The organism is Petralouisia muris (assembly GCF_004793545.1).
Classification (GTDB): Bacteria; Bacillota; Clostridia; order Lachnospirales; family Lachnospiraceae; genus Petralouisia; species Petralouisia muris.
Genome location: NZ_SRYA01000114.1, coordinates 1 through 9,697, shown reverse-complemented (window position 1 = coordinate 9,697; position 9,697 = coordinate 1). Strand labels below are relative to the sequence as shown.

The following is a 9,697-nucleotide window of genomic DNA, read 5'->3' as shown; positions in this document are numbered from 1 at the left end:
GTGTACTTGTTCTTCTTGCCTGCCTTCTCCCGGATGGCTCCCACCACGCTGTGCCCGGTTCCTGCCCCGGAGCGGATGTTCAGCACGTCACAGGTGGTAGTGATGAGGTATGGCGTGAAGCCTGTGCCGCCTCCGGATGCAGCCGCCTTCTTGGTGTAGGAGAGGCTTATCCATCCCTCTCCGGACTTCAGCCTGCCCCATCCGTCCTTTTCCTCCACAATGGTGTACTTGTTCTTCTTGCCTGCCTTCTCCCGGATGGCTCCCACCACGCTGTGCCCGGTTCCTGCCCCGGAGCGGATGTTCAGCACGTCACAGGTGGTAGTGATGAGGTATGGCGTGAAGCCTGCCTGCTGCTTGCCCCCGTCATCCGGCTTCTTGCCGGAGTCCTGTCCGCCGCTTCCTGCCTGACCGCTCCCGGCTCCCTTGATGGCATCCAGTATCTTCAGTATCTTTCCGCCATACCCGGCTCCGGCAGCCCATCCCTTGCCCTTCGGGTTCTCCTGTATTCCAAGGTACTCCACATATGGGGCACAGCCACGGGATACAAGGTCAAAGCGTGGGTCAATGCAGTCCTGCTTCAGCTTCGTGGTGTTGGCGTATGCCTTGAGGTGCTGCACCTGCGCCCGGATGCCAAGCTGTGGTGTGCTGAAGCTGTTCCCGGTCTCCCCGTTCTTGGTCACTCCCATGCCGCAGAAGTTATTCTGTGAGAGCTTCACCGCACTCCCGGAGAAGGTGAAGTTGCCCGTCTCAAGACAGCTCTGTGCAAAGGCAATGTCACCCCGGATGTTCTCCGCCTCGCCCTCGGACAGGTACAGTGGTATCATGTCAATTACGCTCTGTGCAACGCTTCCATTCTTCGCCTTGATGTATGCCGCCATCTGCTCCGCTGTGGCTTTTGCCTTCCCGGTTATCTTGGTCATGCTGCCCTTCTGTTCTGTGCTCTCTCCGCCTGTAATGGCTTTCTTGAAAGTATCCCATATGTGCTTGGTAGTATTGTAAACATACGGGTTAGGACAAATCTTCCCGGTCACATCATAGTGGCGAATGACGTGGGATGCAGGCACACCGTACTTCTGCATCAGATACTTGGTCAGTTCAATAGCCGCCTTGACCGTTGCATCCTCAAAGTACCAGTCCTTGCTGTCCGCCGCCTGGCTTCCTTTGGTTCTCACACACAGCTCAATGCCGATAGAATTCGTATTCCTGCACTCCGCATGTTTATAGCTGCTTGCTCCACAGTGCCATGCAATGTCCCCATCATCAACACTCTGCCATATCTCACCGCTAAAGCCTACAAAGTAATGGGCGGATGCTCCTATGTACTTGCTTGCATAATACTGGCAATTTGCTTTTGCTCCGCCAAGAGCCCCCACATAATGGATGACAATGTACTTGATACGCCCGACATTGTTCTTATCATTAAAGTTATATGGGGTCAGGAGCTTCTCAATCTTTGGTGCTGCCATGTCCTACACACTCTCCTCTCCAAAAAAGCCCATATTGTCCGGATCTAAGCCGTTGCGGAACTCCTTGAGTTCCTCTTCCGTCATGCTGCCTACCTTCTCCTGAAGCTCCGCTCTCTGCTCCGGAGTCATATCCTTGGTGTGCTCACTAAGGATGTCCTTTGTTTGTTCTGCCATAGTTACTCCTCCTTGTCTGTGTCATAGTCTAATGTGATGGATGTCTTGGTCTCCACCAAGATGCTCTTCCTGATGCCCTCTATGGTTGCATCAATCATGTCCTCCGGCAGAAAAGCCCGGATGAGCTCCCCGTTTTTGATACGGTAGATGTACCACAGCTCCACATCAAAGTCCGGTGCCTCATGCCCCTCCTGACCCAAGACAGAGATGAGGGTCTCCTTGTCCTTCTCAAACTCTCCCTTCAGCTTCTTCAGCAGGAGCTTCTTCTGCTTTTCGTCCGGCTTGATGCTCATTTCATCAAGGAACTCTGCAAGCGTGGTCTCAAAGGTGTAATCTCCCGTAAAGATTGCCTTCAGAGCCTTCTCAAATTTGCTGTCAAACTTGTAGCTCGTCTTGGTCTCCTCCTTGACCTTCATGCTGTATACCCCCTCGCCCACAAGCTCCTTCAGCTTGTCCGGGTTCAGGATGTCAAGGCTCATGCTGTCCGTGATGGCAGCACTGCCCTCATCACCGTAAAACTTCACATACCTCACATTGTGGTCTTCCATGAGCGCCAAGCCCCTAGCCTGAAGCTCCGCCTTGTAGCTGTTCAGCAGAGCCCGGCTCTTCTTCTGCTCCCTGTCAAGCCCCACACATGCCTCAATGAGCTGCTCATTGCTCATTGCCTTTGTTGTCTGCTCTCCCATTACTGTCCGCCTCCTAACTTCTGATATGCCTTTGCTGCACAGGCTCCACAGATGCCCTTTCCATGGAATGCCTGCACCCCGTCCGTCACGCCGCAAAAGTTACAGCGGAGCGTGTACGGTCTTATCCTGATTTCCCCCTGATGCTCCTCCACCACCATAGGGTCTTTTGGCTCAATGCCAAGTTCCCTCCGCATTGCCACCGGGATGCTGATTGACCCGTGGCTTGTCATCTTCTTATATGCTGTGCTCATGTCTGCTCCTCTCCGTCCGCTCCTGACGGACTCTTTTTCTTGTACTTTTGATAGTAGATACATTGCCTGACCTGTTCCGGATCTGCCCTGATGTCAGCCGCTATGTCCTCATTGCTCCATCCGGCATTATGGAGAGCCATCACCCTGCCTGCATCAAGCCTTCTCCTCCTTGCAGGCTTTTCCTTTGGCTTTGGTGGAGGCTTGTTTTCAGGGAGCAGGAACTTCAGGAGGGCATCCGTACACGCTGCACAGAAGTGCATCCCATGTGTGGCTTCATCCACCGGATGCAGGATGTCTTCCCCCTCAAGCTCTACTACGTTTGGTATTATCTTGATAGCTGTCTTCTCAAGGACAGCTCCGCACCTGTCACATACAAACTGTATCTTTTTCAACCTCTCCGCCTCCTTCTCCTTAACTGCCATCCGTGTCAGGGGTGCCGCCCCGGAGCTGCTCATCAAGCGTTTCCATGGCAGAAAGGTGGATGTCAAGCATATTGTTCTTCACATCATCCATGTCCAGTCCACGCTTCAGCCCTTCCATGCCAACGAACACCTGAAGGAATCCTGCTATCTGTGCCAGCTCCTCAACGCTGATGTCCTGACCCTCAAAATTCACCTTGTCATCCCTGACTGTCACTATTAGCTTGCAGTCCTGCATCCTGACCCTCCTTTTCCTCCTGCCTCTTCACCATGCTCTTGAGTGCCTCAATGAGCTTGGAGCACTGCTGATAGTCAAGCCACTCCACCGCACTGACCCCAAACATCTTCCGGCACATGCCATTGACCCTTGCAGGCTTGTCCCACCTAAGCTCCTGCGTGAGCTTGTATATCTTCTTCCTTTGGTTCTCCGTGGATGTGTTCCCTCCACGGTGCTTCCCACGCTCCGACTTCTTCACGGAGTCCTTCATGCCTCCAAGCACCCGGATGACCGTCTGAAGCTCCCGTTTGTTGAGAGCCTTGATGCTGTCCTTCCCCGTGTGTGCCTGTACAAGGAGGTGGAGCTCCTCATCCGTGAGCTTCAGCTCCGGGCTCTTTGCAATGCCCCACACCCTCTTGATGCTCGGCTGTGATGTGTTCCCTGCCATGCTATCCCCTCCTCTCTTTCCTCTGCTTCAGGAACTCCGGTATCTGAATACATCCTTGGTTTACAATGGTATCCGCCCGGACAGACACGCCCATGCACCCATATTTCTGAATGACACCATAGATGCCTGACAGCATCTCACGCCCCATCTCTTCCTCATGCTCGTCTTTGATAACAACCTCCAATTTCTTCATACGCCCTCTCCTTCCTACAGCATCATCATGTCGGATGCCTCGCTCACAATCTTCATGGTTATCCGGGTCTCGCCCTTCTGCTTCAGGATACGGAGCACGTTGTTGAGTGTCCTGTCCAACAGGCGGAAGCATCCGCTCTGTGTGTTGGTTGCCCGGCTTATCATCTCGCCCATGGCTGCCTCTTCGACCTCATAGCCCTCAAGGTAGTCCGCCACCTCATTCTTGGACAGCCCCTTCAGCTTGTAGTAGAAGTCCATCCGGTTCGCAAAACGGGCAAGGTTGCCCTTCAGCTCCGTCTCAAGCCTCGGCTCCCCGGCTATGACAATGCCCACATCCGACTGGTCAAAGATGCCCCGGAGTATCTCCATCTTCTTCTGTGTGTACTTGTTGATGAGCTTGTCCGCCTCGTCAATGATGAGCAGGAAGCCCTCATTGGTATTGAAAAACTCCCGGATACGGTTGACCCTCTTCCATATCGTTCCGCCATACCCTCTAGGGAGCCCTATCCCGTTCTCAATGGCTTCCACCAAGTCCCGGCAAGCCATGGTGTCATCACACTCAATGTATGCCACCCTCGGCAGCTCTGCATATTTCTTCAGGGCATGGGTCTTTCCCTGACCGGACTTCCCAACGATTATCCCAAGCCCCATATACTCCTGACATGCCTGACAAACTCCGATAGTCTGCACAAAGTCCCGGCTCTCAAAAAACTCCACCTTCTTTTTGAGGATGCCTGCCTTGCCTCCCTCCGGTGCCTGACCGCCTTCCATCCCTCCGGATGCCTCAAGGAACTCCCTGACCTTCTTTTCTAGTTCGGTAGGGTCACTTGCATACTTCCCGTTGAGGTATTGGCTAAGTGCCGCCCTTGAATAGTTCATCTTGAGGGCTGCCTCTGCCTTGGTCATCTTCAGCTCCGCCAGTCTCTCGTTCATCTGCTCCGCCAGTGTCTTCTCCGCTTTGTAGGTATTCAATGCTTCCATAGTTACAACCTTCCTTTCCTTTTCCTTCACTAAAACCTAACCTTGTCTTCCTGTCATCCGCCTATCGCTCTAAGCTTCTTGAGTGCGTTCTCCGCCTGCCTGCTCATGTATTCGCTGTCCCCTTCAGCCTCTTCCCTGCTTTCCGCCCGGAAGCCCTGCTGATAGGTTCTGTCCTTCGGGAGTGCTATGACTTTTGCCGCCTTCTCCTGCTTCTTGCCGCCTATCATCAGGTCAATGCCGCCCGTTGTCTCATTGAAGCCAACATACTGCTCATTGAGCTCCTCAAAGGGTCTCCTTGCCTCCTCAAGCCTTTCCCTGTCACGCTTCTGCTGCCTCTTCTGCATCTTCAGGTGTTCCTCAAGGGCTTTCTGCGTGACCTTCGGTGCTATCTGAAGGAGCTCCTGACAGTACGCCTCACAGATACGCTTGCCCTTCTGGTCAAAGACGTACAGGACAGCCATGTCATCCGGGTCATACTTGATGTCAACCTTCCGCCCGATATAGTCACACAGCTCATCGGAGCGGTACTCATATCCCCATTTGGTGATGCCTATGTTGCGGACAAGCACGTTTTCTGACTTCATCATCAGCATGGTTGCATAACTCTTAGGCGGTGCCGCCTTGAAGTACCTGTCCTCATTCATAAAGCAGTCATAAGGCTTTTTGTAGGTCTCCCCCATCTTCTTGAGCCCGGAGTGCTCCGTGTGCATGTAGACCGTTGTGAGCCACTCATGCCACTTCTCATAGAACTCTTCCAGTGTCAGGAGCTCTCCCCTCTCAAGCATCCGCTTGATGTCCTTCTCCACCTTGTCAGAGGTCTTGGAGCCCGTCAGCGTTCCCGTGTAGGACTTCATCCAACGGGTGAACTTATTGCAGACGGTACGGAAGAACCTCTCTATCTGACCCTTGCTCCATGGCTCATAGGGCAGTGCCCGGTGGTCATCCTTGATGCCTATGCTCTTGTAGAATCCCTGTGTCTCATTGTCAAAGTTCAAGCCGCTCCGGTCATTCCGGTCTCTTCCTGTCATGGTCTTGGCTGTATAGTCCTTGCCATTGTCTATGTAGAGGTACTCCGGAACCCCTCCCGGCTCTGAATAAATCATTTTGAGGAGGCTCTGCTTCAGGATGTCGGAGTTGGCATCCTTGCAGAGGACATCACCCATGATGACCCTGCTCCGCATGTCCACCCATGCGGCTAAGTGTGGCTTGATTGCTATGACCTTGCCATTGGGTTGCTTGTAGCTCACCCAACAGTCAAAAGTATGCTCATCACCCATGACTATCTGCATCACCTGAAGCCCCTTGGTATCCCGGCTCCCTTTCACCATGACCTTATTCTTGTACTCACGGGTGCCACGGGATGCAAGGAAGTAGGCGTTTTTCATGTTCTCATCCTCCATGAGATAGTTGATATACCTCACCACAGTCTGATAGGATGGTATCTTCTCCCATTCCGCCATCCCGGCTTTCAGGTTGATGTTGGCAATGGCTGTTAGCTTCTCATAGAGCATCTCACGGGTGCCTTGGTTCCGGGCAAAGTCCTCATTGAACCATATGTTCTTGATGACCTGCTTGACCTCCGGCTTGATGCTTGGGAAGCATCCGGTCTCCTTCGGTTTCCTGCACAGGCAGAGAACCTTGAAGAACTCATACCCTGCACCGTCCTCCTTCTGAAGCTTGTCCGCCCATGCGGATGCCTCAAGGTATGCCTTGGTGTATCGGTACAGAGTCCTCTGACCCTTCCCAAGGTGCTTCTGTGCGAACTCTTCAGCGTACTTTGTCCTGTCCCCTTCGTCATACTGAAGGAACTTCCTGACCACGTTCCCAAGCTCCACAGCCTTGTAGTATCTCTCCTTGTAGTTTTCAATGTACCAGTCAATGTCCATGTTCACATACCATGGCACTTCCGGCTTCTGCTCTGCCTCCTGCCCTTCCGGAACTCCTTCCGTGAAGGATTTCAGCTTTTCCCTCTCCTTCCATGCGTTCCTTGCCTGTTTGGACAGTGAGGAGACCGCCACAAGCACCACATCCCTTCCGCCCGTTTCTGACTTCTCGGTCTTGGTGACAAAGGCATCTTTCTTTCTCTGTGTCCGCCTTGCCATGGTGCTGTACTGAATGCCTTCCAGTTCCGCCGCTTCCCCCAATGTGACATATGCTTCAGCCAATCCGCTCACCTCCTTCACGCTGCCATCTCAATGTCCAGTATCCTTGATATTTCCTCAATGTATTTCTTTCCACTACGCTCACCGACTAAAATCTTGTGGATGTACTGCTTATTGCATCCAAGCAAAGCAGCAAGCTCCACCTGTGTCATGTTCTTGTCTATGAGCCTTTTCCTGACCATCATCCCAAAGGGTGTCAGCCTCGTCTGCTTTGTTTCCATCCGCTCACCTCACATCAAGCTTGTATACCCTCATCCCATGCTCTGTCAGGTCACATGTGTACCCATGCTCAATGAGGGTCTCAATCACCTTTGGAGCCGCCTGATACAGGACAATCCCCTGACGGACTATCCGGTCATTGTCCGTAAAGCCTATTGACATCCTGATAGGGCTTGTACCCTCCTGAAGCTTCAGGAGCAGGGACATCAGCTCCACATCACTCTCCTTGTACTTTTCCATCACAACCTACCTTTCCAACCAATCACAGGCTCTTTGATATAGCCCTTGTCCTTGGTTTTCCTCCAACCTTTTTCAGGGAGACCCGGCTCACTACCTCCAAGGAGTCCGGGAGGTTCTTGACCACAAGCCAATTCTCCGGCACCAACCCATGAGCCCTCATTATCTTCTTCTGTTCCCTTGTGGGAGCCTTTCCGTTCTTCATCAATAGCACACCTCCGTCTTCCCTATGATTTTGTCAATTATGTTGAGAGCCCGTTCCGTTCCCTCAATCTCTGCCTCAAGCTCCATCCAGTTCTCCCGGAGCCGCTCAAGCTCAACATCCAATTTCTCCCTATGCTCAACCAATGCCTCCATCTCATCACCTGACAGGTTCAGCAAGTGCATCATCTCCTTTCCTGTGTTATAATTGGTACATCACTCACAAGGAGGTGTACCATGAACGAACTGATTAAAGACTTAATCACTGATGACATCCTGAACCACGGAACCTATGCGGCTGCTTTGGTTGAATACCTGTCCCTCAAAGGTTTCATAGATAAGGATGATTTCTACCATTATCTTGATGATTATGCCAAGGAGCGTCTCAAACGGAAATACCCAGACCTTCCCTTGCCATAGCAAGCCGCTGTCTGTCATTTTCACGCTGACGGTTCTGCATCTTCAGGTGTTCCTCCAACGCTTCCGGAAGGACTTGCACTCTCTCCGGAGCGTTGCCACGGGACAGCTCTTCCATCTCTGCCTTTATCCGTTCCACCTCTGCCTGTGCATGGCGGAGCTTATTTTCCAATTCACGGTTCTTTTCCGCCCTTGGGAGCATATCATGGAATATTGCCATCCCAAAGCTCTTGTATAGTTCAGCAACCTCTTCCTTTCCAGATACTTCCTTCACGGATGGATGCCATTGGTACACTGTCTCAATGACCCTGTACTCTGCATCTGATACAGGCTGCTCAATTCTCTTCTCAAACTCTCTCTTCTCCATCACAACCTACCTTTCTGCTTCCCTGCTTTTCCAACAATGCCTTCCTGATACCCTGAACCGGGTGACTTTCTTTGTGCCGGAGAGCTCCGACTATTGAGATTTTCTTAGAAATTTGATATGCTTATTGGGTTACAAGTAACCCCTTGCAAGTAATAGTATATATGCTAATTAGCAGAATGTCAACGACTTTTTCATCTAATTAGCATATTTATATTCTATTTAGCAGAAAGTGAGGTAAATATGGACGATATGAAGAGTATAGGCAGCAGGATTTTAGAGAGAAGAAAAGAACTGCGACTCACACAGACTGATATATACAATAAATGTGGGCTTGCTACAGGTGCCCTTAGTAAAATAGAGAATGGAATAAGAGTACCCTCTTGTACAATTTTTTATGACTTAGCATGTGCCTTGGATTGCAGCATGGATTGGTTAATGACCGGAAAATCTGCTAATAAGCATAATTTCAAATTATGCCAAAAGGAAGAAAATCTCTTGAATGGTTTCCGGGAACTGTCTGAAGATGACCAAGAGGAACTCATAGGACTATTGGAGATGAAACTCCGGAAGACCCACAAGGCAAGAGAGACAAGTGCAAAATCATCCGGATTGACAAATACAGAAAAGGGTAACATGGTAGGCTGATTTTTTTATGGCTCTTTTGGGTTACTTGTCACCCAAAAAGCACCACTATTTTGTTACTTTGCCTTTTTAGGGAAACACTTCCCTGAAAAGAGACTTTTCCCTTGAAAACAAGCCAAAGTAACAGCTCTCTCTACATTGTTCCATTTTGTTACTTTGTCTTTACCCGTTCCGGCTTCCCGGTATCGGTTGCTGATAACACGGAGTAACGCCCACCTTTTCCATGCGTTACTTCACAAAAAGCCTTAGTTTATCGGCTTTTTTAGCCTGCACTAGCACATTGACAACCCTCAATCAGTAACGCAATAACACCACGTTACAACGCTTGAGCTATTTTCAGAAGAGGATGACTGATGTATAATGTCCTTACAACCTAACTTTGAGGTGTTGTGGAGAGGATAAGTGCTCAAAAACCAAGTAAAACCAATGCTTCCAAGCACTCTCTCCACTCTCCTCCCTTCCAAGGACACAAAAAAAGCATCCAAAACAGCTTATTCTCAAATTCGCTGTCAAAGATGCTTCATTTTTTCTCTATCAAATTCGCTTTAACCCTTCATTTATCGCAATGTCATTAACTTAAGGAAAAGAACAATACCGGATGTCTTTACACCCATTCAT

At 50.7% G+C, this 9,697-nt stretch carries 17 protein-coding genes; 2 read left to right on the top strand and 15 right to left on the bottom strand.

The window, feature by feature from the left end; translation table 11 throughout:
- The 14 genes from E5329_RS26725 to E5329_RS26665 form a co-directional block, all read right to left on the bottom strand.
- The coding region (locus E5329_RS26725; protein WP_135992236.1) for an N-acetylmuramoyl-L-alanine amidase at nt 1–1,466 on the bottom strand (1,466 nt) is incomplete at its 3' end.
- Nucleotides 1,467–1,469: 3 nt separating this feature from the next.
- The gene (locus E5329_RS30150; protein WP_168356789.1) at nt 1,470–1,640 is read right to left on the bottom strand and encodes a hypothetical protein; all 171 of its coding nucleotides are present in this window, start codon (nt 1,638–1,640) and stop codon (nt 1,470–1,472) included.
- Nucleotides 1,641–1,642: 2 nt separating this feature from the next.
- Nucleotides 1,643–2,326, bottom strand: coding sequence for a hypothetical protein (locus tag E5329_RS26720; protein WP_135992235.1), 684 nt, complete (start codon nt 2,324–2,326; stop codon nt 1,643–1,645).
- Nucleotides 2,326–2,577: an AbrB/MazE/SpoVT family DNA-binding domain-containing protein gene (locus E5329_RS26715; RefSeq protein WP_135992234.1), complete on the bottom strand. Its 252-nt coding sequence runs from the start codon at nt 2,575–2,577 to the stop codon at nt 2,326–2,328. The genes E5329_RS26720 and E5329_RS26715 overlap by 1 nt, the downstream gene beginning before the upstream one ends.
- Nucleotides 2,574–2,999, bottom strand: a complete 426-nt coding sequence (locus E5329_RS26710) for a helix-turn-helix domain-containing protein (protein WP_135992233.1) — start codon at nt 2,997–2,999, stop codon at nt 2,574–2,576. The genes E5329_RS26715 and E5329_RS26710 overlap by 4 nt, the downstream gene beginning before the upstream one ends.
- A complete protein-coding gene (locus tag E5329_RS26705; RefSeq protein ID WP_135992232.1) occupies nt 2,989–3,234 on the bottom strand; it encodes a hypothetical protein in 246 nt (81 codons plus the stop codon). The genes E5329_RS26710 and E5329_RS26705 overlap by 11 nt, the downstream gene beginning before the upstream one ends.
- Nucleotides 3,197–3,661, bottom strand: a complete 465-nt coding sequence (locus tag E5329_RS26700; RefSeq protein WP_135992231.1) for a regulatory protein GemA — start codon at nt 3,659–3,661, stop codon at nt 3,197–3,199. The genes E5329_RS26705 and E5329_RS26700 overlap by 38 nt, the downstream gene beginning before the upstream one ends.
- Nucleotide 3,662: 1 nt before the next feature.
- A complete protein-coding gene (locus E5329_RS26695) occupies nt 3,663–3,854 on the bottom strand; it encodes a hypothetical protein (protein WP_135992230.1) in 192 nt (63 codons plus the stop codon).
- A 14-nt stretch (nt 3,855–3,868) separates the two neighbouring features.
- Nucleotides 3,869–4,834 (bottom strand): AAA family ATPase, encoded by a 966-nt coding sequence (locus E5329_RS26690; protein ID WP_135992229.1) that lies wholly within the window; start codon nt 4,832–4,834, stop codon nt 3,869–3,871.
- Nucleotides 4,835–4,887: 53 nt separating this feature from the next.
- Nucleotides 4,888–7,008: a Mu transposase C-terminal domain-containing protein gene (locus E5329_RS26685; RefSeq protein ID WP_456320041.1), complete on the bottom strand. Its 2,121-nt coding sequence runs from the start codon at nt 7,006–7,008 to the stop codon at nt 4,888–4,890.
- Between the two features lie 5 nt (nt 7,009–7,013).
- The gene (locus E5329_RS26680; protein WP_135992227.1) at nt 7,014–7,217 is read right to left on the bottom strand and encodes a helix-turn-helix domain-containing protein; all 204 of its coding nucleotides are present in this window, start codon (nt 7,215–7,217) and stop codon (nt 7,014–7,016) included.
- Nucleotides 7,218–7,221: 4 nt separating this feature from the next.
- Nucleotides 7,222–7,455, bottom strand: coding sequence for a hypothetical protein (locus E5329_RS26675; protein ID WP_135992226.1), 234 nt, complete (start codon nt 7,453–7,455; stop codon nt 7,222–7,224).
- Nucleotides 7,456–7,477: 22 nt separating this feature from the next.
- The gene (locus E5329_RS26670) at nt 7,478–7,657 is read right to left on the bottom strand and encodes a DUF6906 family protein (protein WP_135992237.1); all 180 of its coding nucleotides are present in this window, start codon (nt 7,655–7,657) and stop codon (nt 7,478–7,480) included.
- The gene (locus E5329_RS26665; RefSeq protein ID WP_275443783.1) at nt 7,657–7,839 is read right to left on the bottom strand and encodes a hypothetical protein; all 183 of its coding nucleotides are present in this window, start codon (nt 7,837–7,839) and stop codon (nt 7,657–7,659) included. Before E5329_RS26665 ends, E5329_RS26670 begins: the two co-directional genes overlap by 1 nt.
- Nucleotides 7,840–7,890: 51 nt before the next feature.
- Here E5329_RS26665 and E5329_RS26660 point away from each other — a divergent pair, with 51 nt between their 5' ends.
- Nucleotides 7,891–8,073 carry a hypothetical protein gene (locus tag E5329_RS26660; protein WP_135992224.1) on the top strand — a complete coding sequence of 61 codons (183 nt, stop codon included), beginning with the start codon at nt 7,891–7,893 and terminating at the stop codon, nt 8,071–8,073.
- Here E5329_RS26660 and E5329_RS26655 read toward each other — a convergent pair.
- A complete protein-coding gene (locus E5329_RS26655; protein ID WP_275443781.1) occupies nt 8,039–8,440 on the bottom strand; it encodes a hypothetical protein in 402 nt (133 codons plus the stop codon). The genes E5329_RS26660 and E5329_RS26655 overlap by 35 nt on opposite strands.
- 237 nt (nt 8,441–8,677) lie before the next feature.
- Between E5329_RS26655 and E5329_RS26650 the strand changes: the two genes are divergently transcribed.
- A complete protein-coding gene (locus E5329_RS26650; protein ID WP_135992223.1) occupies nt 8,678–9,082 on the top strand; it encodes a helix-turn-helix domain-containing protein in 405 nt (134 codons plus the stop codon).
- The last annotated feature ends 615 nt before the right edge of the window (nt 9,083–9,697 follow it).

Bases quoted from the DNA above. Each gene is read 5' to 3' on its own strand.
- E5329_RS30150 (WP_168356789.1), bottom strand. From the start codon at position 1,640: ATGGCAGAACAAACAAAGGACATCCTTAGTGAGCACACCAAGGATATG.
- E5329_RS26720 (WP_135992235.1), bottom strand. From the start codon at position 2,326: ATGGGAGAGCAGACAACAAAGGCAATGAGCAATGAGCAGCTCATTGAG.
- E5329_RS26715 (WP_135992234.1), bottom strand. From the start codon at position 2,577: ATGAGCACAGCATATAAGAAGATGACAAGCCACGGGTCAATCAGCATC.
- E5329_RS26710 (WP_135992233.1), bottom strand. From the start codon at position 2,999: ATGGCAGTTAAGGAGAAGGAGGCGGAGAGGTTGAAAAAGATACAGTTT.
- E5329_RS26705 (WP_135992232.1), bottom strand. From the start codon at position 3,234: ATGCAGGACTGCAAGCTAATAGTGACAGTCAGGGATGACAAGGTGAAT.
- E5329_RS26700 (WP_135992231.1), bottom strand. From the start codon at position 3,661: ATGGCAGGGAACACATCACAGCCGAGCATCAAGAGGGTGTGGGGCATT.
- E5329_RS26695 (WP_135992230.1), bottom strand. From the start codon at position 3,854: ATGAAGAAATTGGAGGTTGTTATCAAAGACGAGCATGAGGAAGAGATG.
- E5329_RS26690 (WP_135992229.1), bottom strand. From the start codon at position 4,834: ATGGAAGCATTGAATACCTACAAAGCGGAGAAGACACTGGCGGAGCAG.
- E5329_RS26680 (WP_135992227.1), bottom strand. From the start codon at position 7,217: ATGGAAACAAAGCAGACGAGGCTGACACCCTTTGGGATGATGGTCAGG.
- E5329_RS26675 (WP_135992226.1), bottom strand. From the start codon at position 7,455: ATGGAAAAGTACAAGGAGAGTGATGTGGAGCTGATGTCCCTGCTCCTG.
- E5329_RS26670 (WP_135992237.1), bottom strand. From the start codon at position 7,657: ATGAAGAACGGAAAGGCTCCCACAAGGGAACAGAAGAAGATAATGAGG.
- E5329_RS26665 (WP_275443783.1), bottom strand. From the start codon at position 7,839: ATGCACTTGCTGAACCTGTCAGGTGATGAGATGGAGGCATTGGTTGAG.
- E5329_RS26660 (WP_135992224.1), top strand. From the start codon at position 7,891: ATGAACGAACTGATTAAAGACTTAATCACTGATGACATCCTGAACCAC.
- E5329_RS26650 (WP_135992223.1), top strand. From the start codon at position 8,678: ATGGACGATATGAAGAGTATAGGCAGCAGGATTTTAGAGAGAAGAAAA.